The sequence below is a fragment of the Streptomyces sp. NPDC020983 genome, assembly GCF_044333485.1.
Lineage (GTDB): Bacteria > Actinomycetota > Actinomycetes > Streptomycetales > Streptomycetaceae > Actinacidiphila.
This window is the reverse complement of sequence record NZ_JBIRRA010000002.1, coordinates 366,422-391,641: the sequence shown is the minus strand read 5'-3', so window position 1 is coordinate 391,641 and position 25,220 is coordinate 366,422. Positions and strand designations below refer to the sequence as shown.

Annotated in this window: 19 protein-coding genes; 8 read left to right on the top strand and 11 right to left on the bottom strand. The window is 75.0% G+C overall.

Annotation, left to right across the window (positions count from 1 at the left end; translation table 11 throughout):
• Window positions 1–33 precede the first annotated feature (33 nt).
• Both ACH4SE_RS05155 and ACH4SE_RS05150 read right to left on the bottom strand, forming a co-directional pair.
• Entirely contained in the window at window positions 34–1,062 is a 1,029-nt protein-coding gene (locus tag ACH4SE_RS05155) for an alpha/beta fold hydrolase (protein WP_398541913.1), read from the bottom strand.
• Between the two features lie 420 nt (window positions 1,063–1,482).
• Window positions 1,483–2,175, bottom strand: a complete 693-nt coding sequence (locus ACH4SE_RS05150; protein ID WP_398541912.1) for a metal-dependent transcriptional regulator — start codon at window positions 2,173–2,175, stop codon at window positions 1,483–1,485.
• Window positions 2,176–2,317: 142 nt separating this feature from the next.
• Between ACH4SE_RS05150 and ACH4SE_RS05145 the strand changes: the two genes are divergently transcribed.
• Window positions 2,318–3,079 (top strand): SIS domain-containing protein, encoded by a 762-nt coding sequence (locus ACH4SE_RS05145; RefSeq protein ID WP_398541911.1) that lies wholly within the window; start codon window positions 2,318–2,320, stop codon window positions 3,077–3,079.
• 31 nt (window positions 3,080–3,110) lie between these two features.
• Here the strand turns inward: ACH4SE_RS05145 and ACH4SE_RS05140 are convergent, their stop codons facing one another.
• Together ACH4SE_RS05140 and pdxH are read right to left on the bottom strand one after the other, a co-directional pair.
• Window positions 3,111–4,571, bottom strand: a complete 1,461-nt coding sequence (locus tag ACH4SE_RS05140) for a PAS domain-containing protein (RefSeq protein ID WP_398541910.1) — start codon at window positions 4,569–4,571, stop codon at window positions 3,111–3,113.
• Window positions 4,572–4,977: 406 nt separating this feature from the next.
• Window positions 4,978–5,616, bottom strand: a complete 639-nt coding sequence (gene pdxH, locus ACH4SE_RS05135; RefSeq protein ID WP_398542139.1) for a pyridoxamine 5'-phosphate oxidase — start codon at window positions 5,614–5,616, stop codon at window positions 4,978–4,980.
• Between the two features lie 246 nt (window positions 5,617–5,862).
• Between pdxH and ACH4SE_RS05130 the strand changes: the two genes are divergently transcribed.
• The gene (locus ACH4SE_RS05130) at window positions 5,863–6,963 is read left to right on the top strand and encodes a citrate synthase 2 (protein WP_398541909.1); all 1,101 of its coding nucleotides are present in this window, start codon (window positions 5,863–5,865) and stop codon (window positions 6,961–6,963) included.
• Between the two features lie 58 nt (window positions 6,964–7,021).
• Here the strand turns inward: ACH4SE_RS05130 and ACH4SE_RS05125 are convergent, their stop codons facing one another.
• A complete protein-coding gene (locus tag ACH4SE_RS05125; RefSeq protein ID WP_398541908.1) occupies window positions 7,022–9,922 on the bottom strand; it encodes an FAD-binding and (Fe-S)-binding domain-containing protein in 2,901 nt (966 codons plus the stop codon).
• 144 nt (window positions 9,923–10,066) lie between these two features.
• On the opposite strand from ACH4SE_RS05125, the gene serC reads away from it, so the two are divergent.
• Complete coding sequence (gene serC, locus ACH4SE_RS05120) at window positions 10,067–11,185, top strand: phosphoserine transaminase (RefSeq protein ID WP_398541907.1); 1,119 nt, start codon at window positions 10,067–10,069, stop codon at window positions 11,183–11,185.
• Window positions 11,186–11,218: 33 nt separating this feature from the next.
• Here serC and ACH4SE_RS05115 read toward each other — a convergent pair whose 3' ends face one another.
• Entirely contained in the window at window positions 11,219–12,268 is a 1,050-nt protein-coding gene (locus ACH4SE_RS05115; RefSeq protein WP_398541906.1) for a hypothetical protein, read from the bottom strand.
• A gap of 47 nt (window positions 12,269–12,315) precedes the next feature.
• On the opposite strand from ACH4SE_RS05115, the gene ACH4SE_RS05110 reads away from it, so the two are divergent.
• Window positions 12,316–12,996 carry a GDSL-type esterase/lipase family protein gene (locus ACH4SE_RS05110; RefSeq protein ID WP_398541905.1) on the top strand — a complete coding sequence of 227 codons (681 nt, stop codon included), beginning with the start codon at window positions 12,316–12,318 and terminating at the stop codon, window positions 12,994–12,996.
• Window positions 12,997–13,111: 115 nt separating this feature from the next.
• Entirely contained in the window at window positions 13,112–14,107 is a 996-nt protein-coding gene (locus tag ACH4SE_RS05105) for an aldo/keto reductase (RefSeq protein ID WP_398541904.1), read from the top strand.
• 136 nt (window positions 14,108–14,243) lie between these two features.
• Here the strand turns inward: ACH4SE_RS05105 and thpR are convergent, their stop codons facing one another.
• The 3 genes from thpR to ACH4SE_RS05090 form a co-directional block, all read right to left on the bottom strand.
• Entirely contained in the window at window positions 14,244–14,873 is a 630-nt protein-coding gene (gene thpR, locus ACH4SE_RS05100) for an RNA 2',3'-cyclic phosphodiesterase (RefSeq protein ID WP_398541903.1), read from the bottom strand.
• On the bottom strand, window positions 14,870–16,345 hold the full coding sequence (locus tag ACH4SE_RS05095; RefSeq protein ID WP_398541902.1) for an MFS transporter: 1,476 nt from the start codon (window positions 16,343–16,345) through the stop codon (window positions 14,870–14,872). Before ACH4SE_RS05095 ends, thpR begins: the two co-directional genes overlap by 4 nt.
• Before the next feature lie 90 nt (window positions 16,346–16,435).
• A complete protein-coding gene (locus tag ACH4SE_RS05090; RefSeq protein ID WP_398542138.1) occupies window positions 16,436–16,813 on the bottom strand; it encodes a MarR family winged helix-turn-helix transcriptional regulator in 378 nt (125 codons plus the stop codon).
• 211 nt (window positions 16,814–17,024) lie between these two features.
• On the opposite strand from ACH4SE_RS05090, the gene ACH4SE_RS05085 reads away from it, so the two are divergent.
• Window positions 17,025–17,303 (top strand): hypothetical protein, encoded by a 279-nt coding sequence (locus ACH4SE_RS05085; protein WP_398541901.1) that lies wholly within the window; start codon window positions 17,025–17,027, stop codon window positions 17,301–17,303.
• Here the strand turns inward: ACH4SE_RS05085 and ACH4SE_RS05080 are convergent.
• Window positions 17,273–18,727 (bottom strand): NCS2 family permease, encoded by a 1,455-nt coding sequence (locus ACH4SE_RS05080; RefSeq protein WP_398541900.1) that lies wholly within the window; start codon window positions 18,725–18,727, stop codon window positions 17,273–17,275. The genes ACH4SE_RS05085 and ACH4SE_RS05080 overlap by 31 nt on opposite strands.
• A 198-nt stretch (window positions 18,728–18,925) precedes the next feature.
• Between ACH4SE_RS05080 and ACH4SE_RS05075 the strand changes: the two genes are divergently transcribed.
• Window positions 18,926–19,225, top strand: a complete 300-nt coding sequence (locus ACH4SE_RS05075; protein WP_398541899.1) for a DUF2530 domain-containing protein — start codon at window positions 18,926–18,928, stop codon at window positions 19,223–19,225.
• Between the two features lie 106 nt (window positions 19,226–19,331).
• Complete coding sequence (locus ACH4SE_RS05070) at window positions 19,332–21,773, top strand: HAD-IC family P-type ATPase (protein WP_398541898.1); 2,442 nt, start codon at window positions 19,332–19,334, stop codon at window positions 21,771–21,773.
• A 56-nt stretch (window positions 21,774–21,829) separates the two neighbouring features.
• On the opposite strand, the gene ACH4SE_RS05065 is transcribed toward ACH4SE_RS05070, so the two are convergent.
• Window positions 21,830–25,030 carry a sacsin N-terminal ATP-binding-like domain-containing protein gene (locus tag ACH4SE_RS05065; protein ID WP_398541897.1) on the bottom strand — a complete coding sequence of 1,067 codons (3,201 nt, stop codon included), beginning with the start codon at window positions 25,028–25,030 and terminating at the stop codon, window positions 21,830–21,832.
• Window positions 25,031–25,220: the final 190 nt, after the last annotated feature.

Sequence of the window (25,220 nt, the reverse complement as noted above, 5' to 3'; positions counted from 1 at the left end):
CCCCGGCAGACCTCGCAAATTATCACCGACCTCTCACACCACTCTCACCTCCGCGGTGCACGGCCCGCATCCGCGGCCGGCGACCGGGCGGCCCGGTGCCACCTCCCGCAGGAAGTCCTCGACCACCGCGTACCACGCGTCGGGCTGGTCCCACGGCACCAGATGCCCGGCGTCCGGCACCTCGGCGTAACGGCCCTGCGGCAGCACCCGGACCATCTCGTGCGCCTCGGCCCGCCCGAGCTGCCCGTCGAGGCCGCGCACCACCAGGGCCGGGCAGGCCACACCCGCCAGCTCGTCCCAGTGCGCGTCACGTATCCACGGATGCCCGGGGCCGGGCAGTTGCGCGGCGAACCGCGGCCGCCAGCCGTCCTCCTCCTGCGCCATCACCTCGGCGAAGAACTCGCCGCGCGCCGGGCTGGGGGGATCGGCGAAGGGGTCCTGCTCGGCGAACCAGCGGCGGGCGTCGGCGAGCGTCGCGAAGGGCACCGGCCAGGACTGCGCCCACTCCTCGCACACGCGCCGCAGCGCCTCACCGGGCGCCGCCGCCCGCATCTCGCAGATGACGACGGCGGCGACCAGGTCCGGGCGGTGCGCCGCGAGCTGCCACGCGGTGAGCGCACCCGTGCCGTGGCCCACGGCGACGACCGGGCCGAGGCCGAGCTGTTCGACGGCCGCGGCGGCGTCAGCGGCGTAGACCTCGGGGGCGGACGGCTCCTGCGGGCGGGCGGTGGGGCCGTGGCCGCGCTGGTCGAGCGCGATGGCGCGGTAGCGCGGGGCGAGCCGGCGCGCCGTCTCCGCCCAGTGGGAGGCCCGGCCGAGCAGCCCGTGCAGCAGGAGGACGGCTGGGCGCCCGTCCCCGCCGTGCCCGGGACCGGACACCTTCCCGGGGCCGGACTCCTTTCCGGGGCCGGACTCGCGCCCGGGGCCGTGCCCGGGCTCCCGCGTCCCGCGCGGCGCCGCGACGGCGGCCGCCGCCGCGTAGTCCCAGGCCATGAGGCGGACGCCGTCCGCTCCCACGACCTCGTAGCGGCGCGGCCGGTACTGCTCCGTCGGCTGCTCCATGTGCCTCACCACCCTCCTCCCCGGTCGTCGTCCGTCCCGGTGCTGTCGCTGGATCCCGTCTCCGACCACGCTATCGAACTTTTATTCGAACACGGGGCTCACGCACCCGACACCGCTCTTTCGAGTGACAACGCTCCAGGATTGGCCGCGCGGGCCGAGGGGAGATCTCTGAGCGGGGCGCGGCACGAAGGGGAAGCGGGTCGCGGGGAGGTACCGGGAAGCTCGGGGTCCCGGCGCCTCCACGGGTCCCGTCCGGCCCCCTGGGGAGGGCGGCACACTGCCGCACGGGCGACGGGAGGAACGGGAGGGACAGGAGGGGAAGGGGAGGGCAGGGAGGGGCGCGGGGGGCGCGGGGGGGCAGGGAGGGGAAAGGGCCGCCCCGGCGTCGTCACGACGCCCGGGCGGCCCGCGTTCCCGCAATCAGCTCTTCGCGACGAAGACGTGCGAGGCGACCTCGGCGTCCAGCTCCGCGGCCTCGCCGCCGCTGCCGACCATGACGCCGCCGGCCGAGCTGGTCACGCTCACCACGGCGCCGGGCTGCACGCCGGCCCGCCGCAGCGTGTGCATCACCTGGGAGTCGGTCTGGATCGGCTCGCCGATCCGCCGCACGACCACGCTGGCCGGGGAGTCGCCCGGCCGCAGGTCGTTGAGGCTGACCATGCCCTCCTCCAGGAAGGGGTCGGTCTCCCGTTCCTCGCCCAGCTCCTCCAGGCCCGGGATCGGGTTGCCGTACGGGGACTCGGTCGGGTGCCGCAGCAGCTCCAGCACGCGCCGTTCCACCGCCTCGCTCATGACGTGCTCCCAGCGGCACGCCTCGGCGTGCACCTGCTCCCACTCCAGGCCGATCACGTCGACCAGCAGGCACTCGGCGATGCGGTGCTTGCGCATCACCCGCGTCGCGCTGCGGCGGCCCTCGGCCGTCAGCTCCAGGTGCCGGTCGCCCGCCACGTGCAGCAGGCCGTCCCGCTCCATGCGCGCGACCGTCTGGGAGACCGTCGGTCCGCTCTGGTCGAGGCGCTCGGCGATTCGGGCGCGCATCGGGACCACGCCCTCCTCCTCCAGCTCCAGAATGGTGCGGAGATACATCTCCGTCGTGTCGATGAGTCCGGACATGCGCGCCCCTCATGTGAATCGTGCGTGGCCCTGGACCAATTCTGACGCATGCCGCCGACAACCGGCCCCCAAGTGAGGACGTCCGCCCGCCCGGGACCGGCGCTCCTTGACACGCCGCGCCCCGGGCAGCACGGTGATCGGCATGAACGAGCCAGCCGGGGACCTGTCGGACCGGTACTTCGACGCCGCCATCGGCCTGCTGCGCCGGGCGCGCGACGAGGAGGGCGCGGCGATCAGGGCGGCGGCGGCCGCCGTCGCCGACGCCGTCGAGGCCGGCGGCCGGGTCTTCACCTTCGGCGCCGGCCACTCCTCGCTCCCCGCGCAGGACGTCGTCTACCGCGCGGGCGGGCTGGCGCTGGTCAACCTGCTGGTGGTGCCGGGCGTCGTGGGCGTTGACGTGCGGCCGGCGACGCTGGGCAGCGCGCTGGAGCAGGTCGACGGGCTCGCCGGGGTGGTGCTGGACACCAGTCCGGTCCGGCCCGGCGACGTCCTGTTCGTGATCTCCCTGTCCGGCCGCAACCCGCTGCCCGTCGAGATGGCCCAGAAGGCCCGGGCGCTGGGCCTGACCGTGGTCGGCGTCACCTCTGTCGCCTACGCGGAGCAGACCGCGTCCCGGCACGCGTCCGGCACCTTCCTGAAGGACAACTGCGACATCGTCCTGGACTCCAAGATCGCCGTCGGTGACGCCGAGCTGTCCGACGGCACCGTCGCCGCGCCGTTCGCCCCGGCCTCGACCGTCGTGACCAGCGCGCTGATGCAGGCCGTCATGGCGACGGCGGCCGCCGAGCTGGCCGCGCGCGGAGCGACCCCGCCGATGCTCCGCTCCGGCAACGTGGACGGCGGCCACGAGTGGAACGCGCAGATCTTCGAGCAGTACCGGGACAGGATCTTCTACCGCAACTGAGGCGCGGCGTCCCGGCGTCTCCCGGCGCGCGCTACCTCTCCCCGGCGAGGCCCGCCAGGTCCAGGGCCATGGCCACGCGTGCGGCCACGTCCTCGGCGTAGGCGGCGTCGGCGCGGTCGAAGAGGCGGCGGCCGGGGCCGCGCAGGAAGGTCAGCGCCCCCACCGTGCGGCCGCGGCTGCGCAGCACGGTGACCAGCCCGTGCGCCGTTCCGGCCGGCCAGCGCCGCGCCGCCGCCCAGGCCTCCGGCGCGTCCTCCCCCGCGGGGTCCGCGGTGCCCTCGGGGCCGCAGCTGGTGCGTACGGTGCCGATCCGCTCCAGGGCCTGGAGCGCCGGGTGGGCGGCGGGGTAGCCGACGGGGATGCCGCTCCCGGCCGAGTCGGTCAGCAGCCGGCAGGGGCCGGGCTCGCCGGCGGGTGTGGCGGCGATCCTTATCAGCCGCCCGGCGTCGTCGGCGAGGTCGAGCAGCGCGTGGTCGGCGAAACCGGCCAGTGCGAAGTCCAGGTGCAGCGCGGCGGCCTCCAGGGCGCTGCCGCACTCGGCCGCGGCGCGGTCGGCGCGGTGCAGCTGCTGGTAGCGGAAACGCACCTGCGCGCCCTCGGTCTCCGCGGTCTTCTGCCGGGTGATGTCGATGAAGAGCCATCCCACGCCCAGCGGCGCGGGCTCCTCGCCGAGCGGTGAGCCGAGCCGTACGAAGCCGCAGCGCCAGCAGCGCCGCCTGCCCTCGGGGTCGGCGCGCAGGGTCACCCACAGGTCGGTGGTGGCCGGCGGCGGCCCCTCGGCCAGCACGTGCTGGAGGGCCGTCTCCAGCTCCTCCACGCCCTGGACGAGCAGATTCCCCAGCGGGCGCCCCAGCACCTCGTCACGGCCGGTCCTGAGCAGGCGCGCCGCGGTGGGGTTCGCGACGGCGGGCCGCAGGTCGGCGTCGATCAGCACCACACCCCAGGACGCGCCCGCGAAGAGCGCCTCGCTGAGCGCGATGGAGCGCTCCAGGTCGATCTGCGCGTTCACCTCGGAGAAGGCGCAGTACACGCCCGCGGGCCGTCCGTCCGGGCCGGGCACCGCGGCGGACTGGGCGCGCACCAGCACCCGGTGGCCGTCCTTCGTCAGCAATGCGAATTCGTGCACATGGCGGCCGGGCGAGCCCATCACCCGGCGCAGCCACTCCTCGGCCTCGGCCGCGTCCGCCGCGCGCGCCGCCCAGCCGGAGAGGCCGCGCCGCCCGATCGCGTCACCGGCCGTCCAGCCGAGGATCCTGACCGCCTCGGCGTTCCAGTGGGTGACCACGCCGTCGCCGTCGAAGGCCGCGAAGCCCGCCTCCATACCGTCGAGCAGAGCCGCCAGCAGGCGCTCACCGCCGCCGTACGCCTCGCCTCCGGCCGGGGCGTCCGCCGTCCCGCCCTCGCCCGGACACGCCGCCCCCGGGGGGCGGCACGTGTCGTCGTCGCCGCTGCCGTCGCCCAGCGGTTTCGGTTGCGCGTCGAAAGGCTGCACGTCACCACATTCAACCCGCGTGTGGGGTGGGTCACACGCACTTTCAGGAAATCAGTTGTGCGCCCGCCGGAGGTCTTCCTAATGTGGCAGTACACAGAAGGGAGGTGGTCTGAAGCATGGTTTGCACTCGGACACGTGAGGTGACCGCGGGCTAGCTCCGCGCACTTGGGCGTGCGCGTTGCGCGCCAATCCCACGCAGTCACCCGACCCGCGGGCTCGCCGGACTTGTCCGGCCGGTGTCCGGAGCCGCCAGGTTCCGGAGGGCAGCCCGCGGGTCGTTCCTTTTCCCGCCGCATATCGCCGCGGTTCCCGGCGCATATTGCGGGGCGGTTTCCGGCCGCACCCGACGCGCCCCACGAGCACGGCCCTTTCCCTCTCTCCTCCCGGGTTTCCGGCCGCCCTGGCGTCAGGGCGCCAGCCGCTCCACCGACCAGCCGCCCTCGCCGTCGCGGACGTAGCGCAGCCGGTCGTGCAGCCGGTCCTCCCGGCCCTGCCAGAATTCGACGCTCACCGGATCCACGCGGAAGCCGCCCCAGAAGGACGGAACGGGCACCTCGGTGCCCTCCGGCCAGCGCGCGGCCAGCTCGGCGTAGCGCTTCTCCAGCACCTCGCGCGAGGCGACGACGCTGGACTGCTCGCTCGCCCACGCGCCGACCTGCGAGCCGTGCGGGCGGCTGTGGAAATACGCCGCCGTCTCCTCCGGCGCCACGCGGGTGACCGTGCCGGAGACGATGACCTGGCGGGCGATCGGATGCCACGGGAAGAGCAGCGCGGCGCGCGGGTTGGCGGCGAGCGCCCGGGCCTTGCGCGAACGGTAGTTGCTGTAGAAGACGAAGCCGCCCAGGTCGTAGCCCTTGAGCAGGACGGTGCGGGACGTGGGCAGGCCGTCGGCGTCGGCGGTGGACAGCACCATGGCGTTGGGTTCGGCGACCACGCCGTCCTCGGCCGCGGCCACGGCGTCGGTGAACCAGCGGGCGAACTGCGTGTACGGCTCGGGCGCCAGCTCGTCCTCCGTCAGGCCGACGGAGCGGTAGCGCTTGCGCATCGCGGCCGGGTCGGGCCCGTCGCGCAGGAGGTCGTGGGGTTCTCGCACCCGCACATCCTCCCAGGGGCGGGAGGGTGCGTGCGGCGGCCGGTAAGCGGCGGTGTGCGGCATCTCACGCCCTCCCGCGCGTCCGCGCACCGGGAGAATGGCTGGTCCGAACGGAGCAGGACGGGCTCCCCCGTGACGGGGCACGACCGGGGAGCCGTACCGCCGCCCGACCGCCGACAGCATCGAAGGAGCCGCCGCATGTCCGACTTCGTACCCGGACTCGAGGGAGTCGTCGCGTTCGAGACGGAGATCGCCGAGCCCGACCGGGAGGGCGGGTCGCTGCGCTACCGCGGTGTCGACATCGAGGAGCTGGTCGGGCAGGTGGGCTTCGGCAGCGTGTGGGGTCTGCTGGTCGACGGGCGGTTCGACCCGGGGCTGCCCCCGGCCGAGCCCTTCCCCATCCCCGTGCACTCCGGTGACGTGCGGGTCGACGTCCAGTCCGCGCTGGCCATGCTCGCCCCCGTGTGGGGGCTGCGCCCGCTGCTGGACATCGACGCCGACCAGGCCCGCGACGACCTGGCCCGGGCCGCGGTGATGGCGCTGTCGTACGTCGCCCAGTCCGCGCGGGGGCAGCACCAGCCGATGGTGCCGCAGCGGGAGATCGACAGGGCGCGGTCCATCACCGAGCGGTTCATGATCCGCTGGCGCGGCGAGCCGGACCCGCGGCACGTCGCGGCGGTGGACGCGTACTGGACGTCGGCGGCCGAGCACGGCATGAACGCCTCCACCTTCACCGCCCGCGTCATCGCCTCGACCGGCGCCGACGTCGCCGCGGCGCTGTCCGGGGCGGTCGGCGCCATGTCCGGGCCGCTGCACGGCGGCGCGCCCTCGCGCGTCCTCGGCATGATCGAGGAGATCGAGCGCTCGGGAGACGCCGTGGGCTACGTGAGGGGCGCGCTCGACCGGGGCGAGCGGCTCATGGGCTTCGGCCACCGCGTCTACCGCGCCGAGGACCCGCGGGCCCGTGTCCTGCGGCGCACCGCCCGCGAGCTGGGCGCGCCGCGCTACGAGGTGGCCGAGGCGCTGGAGAAGGCGGCGCTCGCCGAACTGCAGGAGCGCAGGCCCGACCGCGTGCTCGCGACCAACGTGGAGTTCTGGGCGGCGATCGTGCTGGACTTCGCGGAGGTCCCGGCGCACATGTTCACGTCGATGTTCACCTGCGCGCGCACCGCCGGGTGGTCGGCGCACATCCTGGAGCAGAAGCGCACCGGCCGGCTGGTCCGCCCCTCCGCCCGTTACACCGGTCCGGGCGCCCGCAGTCTGCACACCGTCGAGGGTGACCCGACGGCGGCCTCCTGAGCCTCGGCCGCCCGCGGGGTGCCCCCGTCCCGCGCCGTCCGTCCCCGGCCCGGCCCGCTCAGGCCGGGCCGGGCGGGGCCGCCTCCAGTGCCTGCGCCAGGACCTCGGCGAGGTGGCGGGCGGTGGTGCCGGGGGCGAGCTGCGCGATCTGGGTGCGGCAGGAGAAGCCGTCCGCCAGCACCACCGCGTCGCCGTCGGCCGCCCGCAGCGCGGGCAGCAGCGCCTCCTCGGCGCAGGCGGCGGAGACGGCGTAGTGGCCGTCCTCGAAGCCGAAGTTGCCGGCCAGGCCGCAGCAGCCGCCGGTCAGCTCCCCGGTCAGGCCCGCCCGGGCGCGCAGCCGCCGGTCGGCGGCGTCGCCGAGGACGGCGTGCTGGTGGCAGTGGGTCTGGCCGACGGCCGTACGGTCCAGGCGGGGCGGCTGCCAGCCGGGCGCGAACTCCTCCAGGGCCTCGGCGAAGGTCCGCACCGAGGCGGCCAGCCGGGCGGCGCGCGGTTCGCCGGGGCCGAGCAGTTCGGGAAGGTCGGCGCGCAGGGCGGCGGCGCAGCTCGGTTCGAGCACGACGAGCGGCAGCCCGGCGTCCAGGACGGGCCCCAGCCGGTCGAGGGTCCGCCGCATCACCGTGCGGGCGCGGTCCAGCTGCCCGGTGGACACCCAGGTCAGCCCGCAGCAGACGGCCGCGGGCGGAAGGACGACGCGCAGCCCCGCCGCCCGGAGCACCGTGACGGCGGCGCGCCCCGCCGCGGGCGAGAGGTGGTCGGTGAAGGTGTCGGGCCACAGCACGACCGTGGGCGGCCCCGGAGAGGACCACCCGGACGGCCCTGTCCGCTGTACGCCGTCCGGGGCATCCCGCTGCGCCCAACGGGTGAACGTCTCGGTCGCCAGTTCGGGCAGTTCGCGTTCCCGTGCGATCCCGGCGCCCCGTTTGGCCAGCCACGCGGTGGGCCGCGTCCTGCCGAGGGCATTGACCAGCCGGGGGAATTTCCGGGCGATTTTCAGCCATACCGGAAGCCAGCCCATCGCGTAGTGGGCCCGTGGCCGCAGGCGCCCGCGGTAGTGCTGGTGCAGGAATTCCGCCTTGTAGGTCGCCATGTCCACCTCGACCGGGCAGTCGGACCGGCAGCCCTTGCAGGAGAGGCACAGATCCAGCGCCTCCTTGACCTCCGTGGACCGCCAGCCGTCCGTGACGATCTCGCCGGCGAGCATCTCGTGCAGCAGCCGGGCCCGGCCCCGGGTGGAGTGCCGCTCCTCACCGGTGACCCGGAAGGACGGGCACATGACATCGGAACCGCCGCCGGAAACGGCGGCGGAGGAGCGGCATTTGGCCACTCCCACGCAGCGGCGGACGGCGGCAACGAAATCGCCGCCGTCACCCGGATAGGTGAAGACCACCGGGTTCAAACCTGCATTTCCGGAAGGCAGCGCGGCGAAGCGGAGGTTGCTATCAATGGGGTCGGGTCGCACAAGCGTTCCCGGACCCATCCCGCCGTCGGGGTCCCAGAGGTCCTTGAAATCTGAAAAGAGCGCCATCATTTCCGGGCCGTACATCCTCGGCAGCAGCTCGGCGCGCGCCTGCCCGTCGCCGTGCTCGCCGGACAGCGATCCGCCGTGCGCCACCACCAGGTCGGCGGCGTCCTCGGAGAAGCGGCGGAAACGCGCGACGCCCGCCGGGCCGAGGAGGTCGAAGTCGATCCGCACGTGCACGCATCCCTCGCCGAAGTGGCCGTAGGGCGCGCCGCGCAGCCCGTGGGCGGCCAGCAGGGCCCGGAACTCCCGCAGATAGCCGCCCAGCCGGGCGGGGGGCACCGCGCAGTCCTCCCAGCCCGGCCAGGCCTCGGTGCCGTCCGGCATGCGGGTGGCGGTTCCGGCCGCGTCCTCCCGGATCCGCCACAGGGCGCGCTGCCGTACGGGGTTGGCCACGACGGCGTGACCGGTCGCGCCGCTCGCCGCCCGGCAGATCTCCCGCGCGTGTGCCTCCGCCTCGTCCGGCCCGTCGCCGCCGGTCTCGACGAAGAGCCAGGCACCGCCGCGCGGGAGTTCGGCCGCCGCGGCCTCCCCCACCAGATCGGCGGCCATCCCCTCCACCGTGAGCGGCCGCAGCGGCAGCAGCAGGGGCGCGGCCTGCGCCGCCGCGCTCTCGTCCGGGTAGCCGAGCACCGCGAGCGCCCGCGCGGCCGGCGCGGGCACCAGCGCCACGGTCGCCTCCGTCAGCACCGCGAGCGTTCCCTCGCTGCCGGTGAAGGCCCGTGCCACGTCCCTGCCGTGCTCGGGCAGCAGCCGGTCGAGGGCGTAGCCGGAGATACGGCGCGGCAGCTGCGGGAAACCGGTGCGCAGCAGTGCCAGGTGGGCGTCGGCGAGTGCCGTCGCGCCGTCCCGCAGCCGGCCGGGAAGGCCCGCCAGGCCGTCGGTGCGCAGCCGGGCCGCCTCGCCGCGGTAGGTGACGACGTCCAGTCCCCTGACGTTGTCGGCGGTGGTGCCCCAGGCCACCGAGTGCGCGCCGCAGGCGTTGTTGCCGATCATGCCGCCGAGCGTGCAGCGGCTGTGCGTGGAGGGGTCGGGGCCGAAGGTGAGGCCGTGCCGGGCGGCGGCCCGCCGCAGGTCGTCGAGGACCAGGCCGGGCTGGACGCGCGCGGTCAGCGCCCCGGGGTCGATCTCCAGCAGCCGGTCCATGTGCCGGGTGAAGTCCAGGACCACACCGGTGCCGGTGGCCTGGCCGGCGATCGAGGTGCCGCCGCCGCGCGCGGTCACCGGCGCCCCGTGCTCCCGGCACACCGCGAGCGCCGCCGCCACGTCCTCGGCGTCCGCGGGCGCCACCACGCCCAGCGGCACGCGCCGGTAGTTGGACGCGTCCATCGTCACCAGCGCCCGCGCACCGGCGTCCCACGCCACACCACCGCGTACCGCGGCGCGCAGCGCCCGTTCCAGCCCACCGCTCCGGCCCGCCCCGTCGCCACCCGTCATGGCCACCACCTTGCCCGACTCCCCGCGGGCCGGCGCATCCGAGGGGCGCGCGGGGGCACCGCGCGTCGCGGGGTTGCGTCAAAAGCCCGTCTCACCCGATGGGACACCCGCTGAAACGGACCCGTGACGGGCTACCCTGCGTCCGTGGCCGATATCGAGATTCCCGCTGACATCAAGCCCGCCGACGGTCGATTCGGGTCGGGCCCCTCCAAGGTGCGGACCGAGGCGCTCGACGCCCTGGCCGCCACCGGGACGTCCCTGCTCGGCACCTCTCACCGGCAGGCGCCGGTGAAGAACCTGGTGGGCCAGGTGCGCGAGGGCGTCAAGCAGCTCTTCTCCCTGCCGGACGGCTACGAGGTCGTCCTCGGCAACGGCGGGTCCACCGCGTTCTGGGACATCGCCACGCACGGCCTGATCACGTCCAAGTCCCAGCACCTGTCCTTCGGCGAGTTCTCGTCGAAGTTCGCCAAGGCGGCGCAGCTGGCGCCGTGGCTGGACGAGCCGACCGTCGTCAAGTCCGAGCCCGGCACCCACCCCGAGCCGGTCGCCGAGTCCGGTGTGGACGTCTACGCCTTCACCCACAACGAGACCTCGACGGGCGTCGCGGCCCCGATCCGCCGCGTCGCGGGCGCGGACGAGGGCGCGCTGGTCCTGGTGGACGCCACCTCCGGCGCCGGAGGCCTGCCGGTCGACATCACCGAGACCGACGTCTACTACTTCGCGCCGCAGAAGTCCTTCGCCGCCGACGGCGGGCTGTGGATCGCGGTGTTCTCGCCGGCCGCACTGGAGCGCGCCGCCTCGATCGCCGCGAGCGGCCGGCACATCCCCGCGTTCTTCGACCTGCCGACGGCGATCGACAACTCGGTGAAGAACCAGACGTACAACACGCCCGCGCTGGGCACGCTGTTCCTCCTCAAGGAGCAGCTGGAGTGGATCAACGGGCAGGGCGGCCTGAAGTGGGCCACCGAGCGCACCGCCGACTCCTCGTCGCGGCTGTACGGATGGGCCGAGAAGTCCTCCTACGCCACGCCGTTCGTCTCGGACCCGGCGAAGCGCTCCCAGGTCGTCGGCACCATCGACTTCGCGGACGGCGTCGACGCGGCGGCCGTGGCCAAGGTGCTGCGGGCCAACGGCGTCGTGGACACCGAGCCCTACCGCAAGCTGGGCCGCAACCAGCTGCGCGTCGCGATGTTCCCGGCCGTCGAGCCCTCCGACGTCGAGGCGCTCACCGCCTGCATCGACTACGTCATCGGCAAGCTCTGACCGGCTGACCGGACGACATCCCGCCGCCGGGGCTCAGCCCCGGCGGCGGCGCAGTACCCGGCGCGAGGCCAGGCCCAGCACGAGCGCCACGGCCAGCGCGCCGAGGCCCACCTCCCTGCCGCCCGCGCCGCCGGGCCCCCGACCGGCCGCGTCCGTGCCGGTACCGCCCGCTCGGGGCGTCGCGGTCGCACCCTTGCCCGCCGTGCGGCTCCCCGGCGTCGCCCCCGGGGGCAGCGGGGCCACGCTGTCGGGCAGTTGGGCGTCCGTCAGCGGCGCGCGCCAGACCGGGCTGTCACGTCCCTCGCTGCCGTACATCAGCGCCCGGCCGTCCGGGGTGAAGGTGACGCCCTCGCCCTGCCGCTGCGCGGGGACGTCCAGGTCGGCGATCTTGTGCGGGGCGCCGTCGGTCCAGCGGTACTCCGCCGACCAGAAGTAGCCGCGCAGCACCAGGCGGCTGCCGTCCGGCGAGAAGGCGCCGTCCGTCACCCAGGGCACGTCCGCGACGCGCCGGAAGGTGTTGACGCCGTGCGCGGTGAGCCTGGCGGGACCCTGGTAGAGGCCGCCGCCGGACTGCTTCTTGCTGGCGATGTACACCCGGCCGGTCGCCGGCTGCACCATCATGGCCTCGGCGTTGCGCGGGCCCTGGTCGTAGCGGACGGTGTAGCGGGTGACGCCGACGCTCTGGTCGTGCAGTTTCTCCGGCTCCCGGAAGCGGTAGATCCACACCTCCTTCCAGGCCCCGTCGAGGTTGTCGCCGATGTCACCGACGTAGAGGTCGCCGTCCGGGCCGACCGATATCGCCTCGACGTCCCGGGGGTGGACCCCGCGCATCGCCACCCGCGCCACGGTCCTGCCGGTGGCGGAGTCGACCGCGTAGACATAGGGGCCGTCGCCGCTGTCGTTGTGCGTCCAGTAGATCCCCGGGTGCAGGCGGCTGGCGGCCAGCCCGCTCGCCTCCGTGAGCCGCGGGTCGGAAACGGTGAAGGCCACGGCGGGGCCGGTGCCGGTGGCCGCGGCCGGCGTGCCGGCCCACGCCAGGGCAAGGGCGGCGCAGGCGGCGGCCGTCGGGATGTACGCGCGCATGCACCCCAGTGTCCCCGGTCGCCGCGGGGTCGGGGATGATGCCCGGCATGCGTTACCTCTTCGTCGGCGACTCCATGACCATCGGCGCCTCCGGCGACTACACCTGGCGCTACCGCATGTGGCGCCACCTGGTCGCGCAGGGCGAGCCCTTCGCCGTGGTCGGGCCGCGCGACGCGCTGTACGACCGGGCGGCGGACGCCGCGGTCTCCGCCGACTACGCCGACCCGGCCTTCCCGCCGCACGCCCGGCGGCACCTGGCGGGCTGGGGCGAGGGCTGGCTGCACCTGGCGCCGCTGATACGGGACGTCGTCCGCGAGCACCGGCCCGACGTGCTGCTGGTCTCCCTCGGCCTGATCGACCTCGGCTTCTACACCGACGCCCGGCAGACCCTCGCCAACGCCGAGCACTTCATCGCGCAGGCGCGCGCCGCGGCGCCCGGGATCCGCATGGTGATGCTGCCGGTGATACCCAACACCCGCGCCGACCTCGACGCGGACTTCGCCGGGCAGTGCGCGGAGCTCAACACCCTGATGGCCAAGGCGGTCGCCGACCTCGACTCGCCGTCCTCGCCGCTGCTGCTGGCCTCCCGCCCGGACGGCTACGACATCCTCCTCGACACCTACGACGGCACCCACCCCAACGCGGCCGGCGAGCACAAGCTGGCGGCCGCCTTCGCCGACGCGATGCACCAGGCGTGGGGCCTCGGATCGCCCTACGCCGGACACTGACGGGCCGCCGGGCGGGCGCGCCCCCGGCACGTTCCCCACCAGGCCGTACGCCGTCCGGTCCGGCTCCCGGATGGCCCCTTGATTCGAGCGCACTCCAAGGGCTTGGCTGGAGGCCATGGAGTACACACAGCTCGGACGCACCGGTCTCAAGGTCAGCCGCCTGGTCCTCGGCACGATGAACTTCGGTCCGCAGACCACCGAGGCGGACAGCCACACGATCATGGACGCGGCCCTCGACGCCGGGGTCAACTTCTTCGACACCGCCAACGTCTACGGCTGGGGTGAGAACAAGGGCAGGACCGAGGAGATCGTCGGCTCCTGGTTCGCCAAGGGCGGTGGCCGCCGGGACAGGACGGTCCTGGCCACCAAGGTCTACGGCAACATGGGCCCGGACGGCGAGGCCTGGCCCAACCACGACAAGCTGTCGGCGCTGAACATCCGCCGCGCCGTGGACGCCAGCCTCAAGCGGCTGGGCACGGACTACATCGACCTGTACCAGTTCCACCACGTGGACCGGGCCACGCCGTGGGACGAGATCTGGCAGGCCGTCGACGTCCTGGTGACCCAGGGCAAGATCCTCTACGCCGGCTCCAGCAACTTCGCCGGCTGGCACATCGCGCAGGCCAACGAGGCCGCCCGGCGGCGCGGCTCGCTCGGCCTGACCTCCGAGCAGTGCCTGTACAACCTGATGGAGCGGCGCGCGGAGATGGAGGTGATCCCCGCGGCGCAGGGCTACGGCCTCGGTGTGATCCCCTGGTCGCCGCTGCACGGCGGGCTGCTCGGCGGAGTGCTGCGCAAGCAGGCCGAGGGCGGCGCGGCCCGCTCGACGAGCGGCAGGTCGGCGGACGCGCTGGCCGACCCGCAGCAGCGCGCGCAGATCCAGGCGTACGAGGACCTGTGCGGCAAGCACGGCCTCAACCCGGGCGACGTGGGCCTGGCGTGGCTGCTCACCCGGCCGGGCGTCACGGGGCCGATCGTCGGCCCGCGCACCACGGAGCAGCTGGAGTCGGCGCTGCGGGCGGTGGACCTGGAGCTGTCCGAGGAGTTCCTGGCGGCGCTGGACGAGGTCTTCCCCGGCCCGGGCCCGTCCCCGGAGGCCTTCGCCTGGTAGCGGGCGGCGCCGCCCGGCCGTGCGCCGGTCGCCGCCGCGGTCAGCGCACCGCGGCGGCGACCGCGACCACCACGAGCATCAGGAAGAGGGCGGCGGTCATCACGCGGGTACGGGTCTTCGGGTCCACCCTCCGAGACTAACCGGCCCCGCCGGCCGTCCCGCGCCCGGGCGGCGCCGCGGGGCCGGAGCGGGAGCCGGGTCCGCCGAGCGGCCAGGAGGCCACGACGGTGTAGTACGGGCGCTCGCCGGGGACGCCGGAGCGCGGCAGCCGGCTGGCGACCAGGCTGAGGTCCGCAGCGGTCCACCGGGCACCGCGGAAGCCGCCGAGCGCGGCGGCGAAGGGGCGCAGGTCGACCGGGGCGCCCCGGGAGGTGCGGGCCAGCGTGAGGTGGGCGCGGAAGCCGTGCTCCTCGTCGGCCGGGGCGCCGGCCCGGCGTGCCGCCGCCCGGACGGCGGCCGCGAGCGCCGCCGCGGCCCGCACGTCGCCCTCGGCCCCGGCCCACAGCGCCCGGTCGCCGAACCGCCCGCCGCCCGAGACGCGCAGGGTGCAGGGCTCGTGCCGCCGTGCGGCGCGGGCGAGGCGCTCGTCGAGGTCCGGGCGCAGGGTGTCGGGCACCTCGCCGAGGAAGGCCAGCGTGTAGTGCCAGCTGTCCGGCGCGGTCCAGCGCAGGTCGCGGGCGCCCGGCAGGCGGTGCAGCGGGCCGAGCGTCGCGGCCAGCTCGTCGGCGGCCGCGGGCGGCGGCAGCAGTGCCGCGAAGAGCCTCACCGCGCGGGGCTCGGCGCGTTGCCGGCGCGGCGTCCGGTTCCCTCCCCGCCCGCGGGCACGTCGTCGCAGGCGGCGGGCGCGGCGTGGACGGCGGGTCCGGCGGCGGGTGCGGACGGCCCGCACCGTGCGGCCTTCACCGGCGGCAGGGCGGGCGGAACGGGGCCGGCCGCGGACCCGGCAGGGGCGGCCGGGGCGGCGGCCGGACGGCGGGGCACGAAGGCCACCAGCGGGCGGCCGCTGCCGCGCCGCAGGTCGATCTGCGGGCGCAGGCCCGCGGCCCGCGCGAGGGCCAGGCCGACACCGACGGCGGCGAGCGCGGAGATCAGGCCGCCGCTCATGAAGCCGACGCGGGCGCCGTAGGTGTCGGTGACCCAGCCCATGACCGGACCGCCGACCGGGGTGCCGCCGACGAAGACCATCATGTACAGGCTCATCACGCGGCCGCGCATGACCGGGTCGGTGGCGAGCTGGACGCTGGCGTTGGCGGTGGTGTTGAAGGTGAGCCCGAAGGCGCCGATGGGCACCAGCAGCACCGCGAAGATCCAGAAGGCCGGGGCCAGCGAGGCGGCGGCCTCCAGCAGGCCGAAGACCGCGGCGGCGGCCGCCAGCATCCGCAGCCGGGTTGCGCTGCGGCGGGCGGCGAGCAGGGCGCCGATGAGGGAACCGCCGGCCATCAGCGAGTTGAGGACGCCGTAGGTGCCGGCGCCGCTGTCGAAGACGTTGTTGGCGAAGGCGGACAGCCAGATCGGGAAGTTGAAGCCGAAGGTGCCGATGAAGCCGACCAGCACGATCGGCCAGATCAGCTCGGGCCGCCCGGCGACGTAGCTCAGGCCCTCGCGCAGCTGCCCCTTGCGGCCGCGCGGCGCCTTCTCGATCGTGTGCAGCTCGCCGGCGCGCATCAGCAGCAGGCCGGTGAGCGGGGCGAGGAAGGACAGGCCGTTGATCAGGAAGGCCCAGCCGCTGCCGACGGCGGTGATCAGCACACCGGCGACGGCCGGGCCGACGAGCCGGGCGGCCTGGAAGTTGGCGGCGTTCAGCGAGACGGCGTTGCGGACCACGTCGGGGCCGACCATCTCGACGACGAAGGTCTGCCGGGTGGGGTTGTCGACCACGGTCACCACGCCGAGCAGGAAGGCGATCGTGTAGACGTGCCAGACCTGCACCACGCCGCCCAGCGTGAGCCCTGCGAGCAGCAGGCCCAGGACGCCGAGCGCGGCCTGGGTGCACAGCAGGATCTTCCGCTTGGGGTAGCGGTCGGCGATCACGCCGCCGTACAGGCCGAAGAGCAGCATCGGCAGGAACTGCATCGCGGTGGTGATGCCCACCGCGAAGGACGAGCCGGTGATGCTGAGCACCAGCCAGTCCTGGGCGATCCGCGACATCCAGGTGCCGGTGTTGGACACCACGGCGCCGGTCGCGAACAGCCGGTAGTTGCGGATCTTGAGCGAGCTGAAGGTGCCCGTCCTCCTCACCGCGGGACGGTCAGGTTCGGTTGCGGTGTGTGGTCCGGCTGCCGAACTCAATCGGTACTCGCCTCCCCCTCGTCGGGTTTTCCGGGTCGGTCACAGGTGCGCGAGCTTCTCCAGGACGGGCGCGGCCTCGCGCATGACCGCCAGCTCCTCCTCGCTCAGCCGTTCGGCGAGGGAGGCCAGGAACGCGTTGCGCTTGCTGCGGCTCTCGGCCAGCATCGAGTCGGCCTGTTCGGTGCGGCTGACCACGACCTGGCGGCGGTCGTCGGGGTGCGGTTCCCTGCGGACCAGCCCCTTGGCCTCCAGCATCGCCACGATGCGGGTCATCGACGGCGGCTGGACGTGCTCCTTGCGGGCCAGCTCGCCGGGGGTGGCGGAGCCGCAGCGGGCCAGGGTGGCCAGCACCGACATCTCGGTGGGGCTCAGCGTCTCGTCGACGCGCTGGCTGCGCAGGCGGCGGGACAGCCGCATCACGGCGCCGCGGAGCTCGTTGACGGCGGCGCGGTCGTCCTCGGACAGTTCGGTCACGTTCCTTAGGTTAGCTCATTAGTTAACCTAAGTACAATCTGTGCGCGCACGGACCCGGCTCTCGTACCCGCCTCTCGCCCACATCTCACCCGAACGGATGAGGTCGCGGGCGAAAGCGGCCACGACGGCCGCCTTCGCCCGCGACCGTGGGCGTATGGCATCGAGAGTGTTCAGCCTGCGCATAGACGCGCAGTTGTGGGACCGGATCCGCGAGCATGCCGCCCGACGCGGGATGACCGCACAGGACTACGTCGTCGCGACCCTGGTCCGCGACGACTTCGACGAGCGCTTCAAGGCGGCGGTCGAGGAGACCGAGCGCCTCTACGGCGGCCGGGGGGAGCCGCCGGCCGCGGCGCCCCCGGCCCGGACGGGCGGATCCGGGGGCGCGGCGCAGCCTCCGCCCTACAGCAGTCCGAGCGCCGGCATCAGGTAGTAGAAGGCGAAGACGGCCGAGACGGCGTAGAGGGCGAGAGGGACCTCCTTGGCGCGGCCGGCGACGACCCGGAGCACGCAGAAGGTCAGGAAGCCGATCCCGATGCCGTTGGTGATCGAGTAGGTGAAGGGCATCAGCACCATCGTCAGGAACGCCGGGATGGCGATGGTGAAGTCGCTCCAGTCGATCTCGCGGATCGACCCGGCCAGGATCAGGAAGCCCACCGCGATCAGCGCGGGCGTGGCCGCCTGCGCCGGCACCATGGTGGCCAGCGGGGTGAGGAACAGCGCGAGGACGAACATCAGACCGGTGACGACGCTCGCGAGGCCGGTCCGCGCGCCCTCGCCGACACCCGCGGTGGACTCGACGAAGCAGGTGTTCGCCGAGGACGAGGTGGCGCCGCCGACCGCGGTGGCGACACCGTCGATCATCAGGACCTTGTTGATGCCCGGCAGGTCGCCCTTCTTGTCGAGGAGCCCTGCCTCGTCGCTGACACCCAGGATCGTGCCCATCGCGTCGAAGAAGCACGACAGCAGCACGGTGAAGACGAACAGCACGCCGGTGAGGATGCCGACCTCGTGGAAGCCGCCGAAGAGGCTGACCTTCCCGATCAGGCCGAAGTCCGGGGTGGCGACCGGGTTGCCGGGCCACTTGGGGACGGTCAGGCCCCAGTTCCCCGCCGGGATGTCGGCCACGGCGTCGATGATCAGCGCGAGCACGGTCATCGTGACGATGGAGATCAGGATCGCGCCCGCGACCTTGCGGATGATCAGCCCCAGCGTGAGCAGCGTGCCCAGGATGAAGATCAGCACGGGCCAGCCCGTGAGGTGGCCGCCGGCGCCGAGCTGGAGCGGGACGGTGGTGTGCGCGGCGTCCGGGATGCGGCTGACGAAGCCCGAGTCGACCAGGCCGATCAGCAGGATGAACAGGCCGATACCGATCGCGATGCCCTTGCGCAGGCCCAGCGGCACCGCCGTCATGACGCGTTCGCGCAGGCCGGTGGCGACCATGAGCATGATCGCGATACCGGCGAGCACGACCATGCCCATCGCGTCCGGCCAGCTCATCTTGGGGGCGAGCTGGAGGGCGACGACGGTGTTGACGCCGAGGCCGGCGGCCAGCGCGATCGGCACGTTGCCGAGGACGCCCATCAGCAGCGTCGTGAAGGCCGCGGTGATCACGGTGGCGGTGACGAGCTGCCCGCCGTCGAGGTGGTGGTGGAACTTGTCCTCCGCCGAGCCCAGGATGATCGGGTTCAGCACGATGATGTAGGCCATCGCGAAGAAGGTCGCGAGACCGCCGCGGATCTCCCGCGGGATCGTGGAACCGCGCTCTGAGATGCGGAAGTAGCGGTCCAGCGGGTTGCTGGACGGGTGACCGGGCGACCGGCCCATGTCGACCGGAGCGGGGGCCGAGGCGGGCATGTGAAACCTCATGGGGGCGGGGGCTCGCCCTCATATGGGCGATCATACGAATGATTTCAGTCAACACTGACTGGTTTCAGTATGAATACACAACCACCCAAAAAGCTATCTCCGCGCGTAGACGCCCCGGCCCGCACGGGCCCGCGGGCCCTGCCGCCCGCCCGCCCGAGGGCTGCGGCGGCCGCATACGATGGCGCCATGAGCAAGCAGCCAGGACCCCTGCGCGAGGCCCCCGAGCCCCTGGAGGCCAACGACGTCATGACCGTCACGGTCGGGACGGCCGTCTGGTTCGCGCTCTTCGTGGTGCAGCTCCCCTTCTACGGCTGGTACTCCGACCACGGGCACACGTGGTTCATCTGGACCTGCGCGGCGGGCGGCGGCCTCGGCCTGGTGGGCCTGAAGTACGTGCGCTCCCGGCGCGACGCCATCGCGCGCCACCGCGCCGCCGCTGCCGCCGGCCCCGGCGAGGACGGCCCGCAGGACCCGCAGGACACGTAGGACACGTAGGACACGGAGGGCGCCTTCCACGGGGCATCCCGCCCCGCGGAAGGCACGAAGCGCCAGGAAACGGGTGAAAGGCGCCCGCGGCACGTAACGTCGGCTCATGGCGGAAGGCGACGTGGCGGGCGTGGCGGCGCGGCTGCCGGGGCTGAGCAGCGCCGAAGTGGCGCGGCGGACGGCGGCGGGGCAGGTCAACGACGTCCCCGTACGGTCCTCGCGGCCGGTCACGGAGATCGTCCGGGCCAACGTCCTGACGCGCTTCAACGCGATCATCGGCGGGCTCTTCCTGGTCATCCTGGTGGTCGGCCCGGTCCAGGACGGGCTGTTCGGCTTCGTCATCGTCGCCAACACCGCGATCGGCGTCTTCCAGGAACTGCGGGCCAAGCGCACCCTGGACAGCCTCGCGGTCGTCGGCGAGGCCCGGCCGGAGGTGCGCCGGGACGGGAGGACGGTCGGGATCCCCACGTCCGGGATCGTGCTCGGCGACCTGGTCGAGCTGGGCCCGGGCGACAAGGTGGTGGTCGACGGCGAGGTCGCCGAGGCCGACGGTCTGGAGGTCGACGAGTCGCTGCTGACCGGCGAGGCCGATCCCGTGCTCAAGCACCCCGGCGACCCGGTGATGTCCGGCAGCTTCGTCGTCGCGGGCGGCGGGGCCTTCACCGCCACCAAGGTGGGCCGCGACGCCTACGCCACGCAGCTGGCCGCGGAGGCCTCGCGCTTCACGCTGGTCGACTCCGAGCTGCGCGGCGGCATCAGCCGGATCCTGAAGTACATCACCTGGGCGATGGTGCCGACCGCGGCCGGGCTGGTCGTCAGCCAGTTCACGGTCGGGAGCCACGACGCGCGCGAGGCGGTGCGCAGGACCGTCGGCGGCATCGTGCCGATGGTGCCCGAGGGCCTGGTGCTGCTGACGTCGGTGGCCTTCGCCGTCGGTGTGGTCCGGCTGGGCCGCCGGCAGTGCCTGGTGCAGGAGCTGCCCGCGATCGAGGGGCTGGCCCGCGTCGACGTGGTGTGCCTGGACAAGACCGGCACCCTCACCGAGGGCGGTATGGACGTCACCGAACTGCGGACGCTGGACGGTACGGGCGGCGGGGCGGGGGCGGACGGCAGTGAGGGGGTGAACAGCGGGGCGGACGGCGGGCGCGCCGGGTACGCGGCCCGCGCGCTCGCCGCGCTCGGCGGCTGCGACCCCCGCCCCAACGCCAGCATGCGGGCGATCGTCGACGCCTACCCGCCGGCCGGCGCGGCCGGCTGGCGCGGCCGGGGCGTGCTGCCCTTCAGCTCCGCCCGCAAGTACAGCGGCGCCGCCTTCACCGAGCCGGACGGCACGGACAGCACCTGGCTGCTCGGCGCCCCCGACGTGCTGCTGCCGTCCGGGCACCCGGCGCTCGGCGAGGCCGACCGGCTGAACGACGAGGGCCTGCGGGTGCTGCTGCTGGCCCGCGCCGGGCGGGCGCTGGACGACCCGGAGGTCGCGCGGGACGTCGCGCCCGTCGCGCTCGTCGTCCTGGAGCAGCGGCTGCGGCAGGACGCGGGCGACACGCTGCGGTACTTCGCCGAGCAGGGCGTGCACGTCAAGGTGATCTCGGGGGACAACGCCGTCTCCGTGGGCGCCGTCGCGGCGAAGCTCGGGCTGCCGGGCGCGCAGGCCCCGGTCGACGCGCGGCGGTTGCCGGCCGAGCGGCAGGCGATGGCCGGGGTGCTGGACGAGGGCACGGTCTTCGGCCGGGTCACCCCGCGGCAGAAGCGGGACTTGGTCGGCGCCCTCCAGTCCCGCGGGCACAACGTGGCGATGACCGGCGACGGGGTCAACGACGTGCTGGCGCTCAAGGACGCCGATATCGGCGTGTCGATGGGCTCGGGCTCGGAGGCCACCCGGGCGGTGGCGCAGATCGTGCTGCTGGACAACAGCTTCGCCACGCTGCCCTCGGTGGTGGCCGAGGGCCGCCGGGTGATCGGCAACATCACCCGGGTCGCCACGCTCTTCCTCACCAAGACCGTCTACTCGGTGCTGCTCGCGGTGCTGGTGGTGTGCTGGCAGGTGCCGTACCCGTTCCTGCCGCGGCATCTGACGCTGCTGTCGACGCTGACGATCGGGGTGCCCGCCTTCTTCCTGGCGCTGGCGCCCAACACGGAGCGGGCCAGGCCGGACTTCGTGCGCCGGGTCATGCGGTACGCGGCGCCCGCCGGGACCGTCTGCGGCGTGGCGTCGTTCGCCGCCTACCTGCTGGCCCGGCACCACTACACCGGGGACGGCGCGCTGGACGCGGAGACCAGCGCGGCGACGCTCACGCTCTTCCTGCTGGAGCTGTGGGTGCTGGCGATCATCGCCCGCCCCTACACCTGGTGGCGGATCCTGCTGGTGCTGGGCATGGTGCTGGGCTTCGCGCTGGTGCTCGCCGTCCCGTGGCTGCAGGACTTCTTCGCGCTGAAGCTGGTCGGTGACGAGGTGCCCTGGGCGTCGGCCGGGATCGCGGCGGCGGGCGCGGTGCTGCTGGAGCTCATCTGGGCGCGGGTGCGGCGCCGGGAGCGGGCGGAGGGCTGACGCACCGGCCCGGCGCCCCCGCGGCGTGCCCGCCGCCCGGCCGGCCGCAGCACGCGTCAGTCGAACCAGCGGTCGCGGGCCAGCTCCTCGGTGCGCGAGGGGTCCTCCAGCAGCGCGGCCAGCTCGAAGCGGCGCTCCCAGCGGCCCGCCGCCCAGGCCAGGCCGGCCGCGACGCCCTCGACGGTGGCGGCGTGCAGCACACCCCCGGCGTAGCGCCAGTCCACCTCGACGCCACCGTCGAGCAGCAGTTCCTCGTGCTCGACGTACGAGGTGGGCGCGCCCGGCAGCAGGTCGTGGACGGCGGGCAGCACCTCGTGCGGCTCGCCCTGCGAGACGACGGCGGCCGCCACGGCCTCGCTGAGCCTGCGGACCTGGAGCAGCTCGGCCAGTTCCGCGGCCAGCCGCGGCGGTACGGGCAGCAGCGGCAGCCCGGCGGCCAGCGGCAGGAGGTCGGGGGCGTCGGCGACCAGCGCGTCGGCGGCGTCCACGACGGCCGTCCCGCCGTCGACGACGGCCCGCAGCTCGTCCGGCAGCGTGACCTGGTCCGGGTCGAGGAGTGCCAGGGCCGCGTAGAGGCCGTGCAGCTGCGCGGGGGTGACGGGGCGGCCGCGGTCGGCGAGCCGGGCGAGGAGTTCGGCGGCGCCGCCCGGTTCGTCCAGCAGCGCGGCGACCGTGGTGCGCACCCCGAGCGCGCGCAGCACCTGCTCGTCCACGCCGGAGTCGGTCTCGGCGTCGTCGTAGAGCCCGGCGAGCAGCCGGTCGCCGCCCGCCGCGCGCAGGCCCACCGGGGTGCGGCCGTCCAGGACCGGGTGGTCGCGCAGCCACCAGGCGGCATAGGGGCGGACGGACCGGGTCGTGCCGTCCGGGAGCAGGACCCGCACGGGCGCGGTCACGGCGTCCCGCAGCGGCGGGCGGGAGAGGAGCGCGAGGGCCTGCGGCCAGGCGTCGTCGTCGACGAGGTCCAGGTCGCGGACGCCGACGACCTCGGTGGCGACCGGCGGCACGTCGGTCTCCGGCAGCTGGTCGAGGACGTCCTCGCACCACACGTCGACGGCGTCCAGCAGCCCGGCGTCGTCCGGCTCGGCCCAGTCGCTGTCGCGCGGCTCCAGGTCGTCCGGGTCGAGGACGACGTCGGCGGCGCGCACCAGCGCGAAGGTCGCGAGCACCCCGACCGCGGTGAGCGGCTGCTCGCCCCAGCGCTCGGCCAGGTCCGGGTCGAGCGTGCCCAGCTCGCCCTCGCGCAGCACGGCCTCCAGCTCGCTGCCCGGCAGCACCAGCTCGCCGGCCGGCGTCAGCTCGCCCTCGTCGTCGGGCAGTGCGAGGGCCGCGAGCCAGGGCTCGTCGCCGGGGGCGAGGCCGGCGGCGCGGGCGAGCGTCAGTACGGCGTCGGCCAGCTCGTCGGCGTCCGGACCGGACTCCTCGACGTCCCACGCGGTGTCCTCGTCGAGCGAGGCGGCCACGGCGGCGCGCACCTGCGGCGAGGTGAGGACGGCCCGCGGGGTGGCGGGGGCGGCGCCCAGCTTCTCCAGCAGCGGGTGCGCGGCGTCCGGGTGGGCAAGGCGCAGTCCGAGGCGGGCCAGCAGCGCGGGATCGGGCGCGTCGGTGCCCTCGCCGGCGCCCGGCACGGGCAGCAGCACCTGCCGCGGGCCCACCACGGTGCGGCCGTCGGCGAGCGGCACGGGCAGGCCGCTCAGGACGTCGGCGTCGGTGCCGGCGAGCGCGTCGTAGAGCCGCCACCACCACCCGGCGGGGCGCTCGGTGCCCGCGAGCCGGTCGACGGCCTCGCCGAGCGACAGCCGGGCCACGCCGAGCTGCCGCAGCGCCGGGCGGCGCTCCAGCGCGGCGGGGACCAGCGTCGGCAGCACCTCGGCCAGCACCCGGACGGCCTCGGCGGTCGCGCCCTCGACGACCTCGGCCTCGACGGGGCGCAGCGCCTGTCCGTCCCCGGCGAGCGGGCCGCCGCCGTCCCAGGCGTCGGTGTCGGCGGGGGCCGCCGGCTCGTCGGGGGCGGGCGCCGCGGCGCGCGGCAGGAAGGGCGTGCGCGGCAGCCGGTCCAGGACGCGGCGGCGCAGTTCGGCGTCCAGCGCGCCGGTGCCGAGCGGGCCGGGGACGAGGTCGACGACGCCGGTGCCGGCCGGTCGCCAGGCGGCGAGCAGCCGTACGTACGCCTCGGCGGCCCGCTCCACCAGGAAGTCGGTGAGCGGGCCGGGGGCGGCGTGCCGCCGGGTGGGGTCGAGGGGCAGCGACGCCAGCAGCAGGGCGGGGAAGCCGAGCGGCTCGTCGGTCGGTGTCGGGGCGTGCACGACGGCGGCGGTGCGCGGCGCGGCGGGCGAGCCGTCGGGGGCGACGGGCACCGCCCACGTCACCGACCACACCGGGCGCAGCCGCTCCTCGACGGGGCGGTCGGCGAGCAGGTCCGCGGTCAGGGCGCCGCCGTCGCCCAGCACCCGCCAGCGGGTGGGCGCGGCCGCGGCGCTGTCCTCGACGAGGACGTCGCCGTCGCCGGCGGTCGAGCGGGTCAGGGTGCGCACGCCCTGCGGGGTCTCGACGACGATCTCGGCCAGGCCCGGCAGCGCCAGCAGCAGGGCGTCGTCGACGGCGGCCAGCAGCCGCCCGGCCAGGTCCTCGGCGGCGCCGTCGCGCAGCGGCAGCACCACGACGGTGTCGTACGTGTCGGGCGCGCTGCCCTGCGCGGGCATCGGCAGCCGCAGCAGCGGCACATGGCCCTCGCGGCGGCGCAGCTCGTCGTCCAGGCCGGGGACGGAGGCGGCCATCTCCCGCGCCTCGCTCAGCGACCAGCGCACCCCGCCGCCGCGCCCGACGACCGCCGGCTCGTCGCTGACGGCGAGCACGGCCGCGAAGCCGACGCCGAAGCGGCCGACCGCGGCGGGCCCGTCGTCGCGCTTGGCGGAGGCGCGCAGCGTCGACAGCGACTCGACGGCGGCCGCGTCCAGCGCGGCGCCGGTGTTGGCGGCGGCGAGGACGGCGGGGGCGTCGGCGGTCGCCTCGTGGTAGGTCAGCCGCAGCCGGCCCGGCACCCCGGCGCGGGCGGCGGCGTCGGCGGCGTTCTGCGCCAGCTCGACGACGAGCCGGTCGCGGTGCCCGCCGAGCGCGAGGTCCTCCTCGGCGTTGGCGTCCTCGCGGAAGCGGGCGGCGGAGGCGGACCAGGCGGTCAGCACCGCCCGGCGCAGGTCCGCGGTGCGGAAGGGGTCGGGGTGGCCCTCCAGGGGCGTCCGGATTACGCCTGCGCGGGTCACGTGCGGTCCTTCGCTCGCCGGGTCGCCCCGTCAGGGGCTGTGCACGGTGACCGTACCGCCATTCGGCGTGCCCTTCATCCCGCGCCCGGGGCCTCCCGCACGCGCGGACCGCGGTCCGCGCGCCCGGGCACCGTCCGGCCGCGCGGGCCCGGCAGGCGGCCGCAGGGGCTCCCCGCCTGCGGGCCGGGCC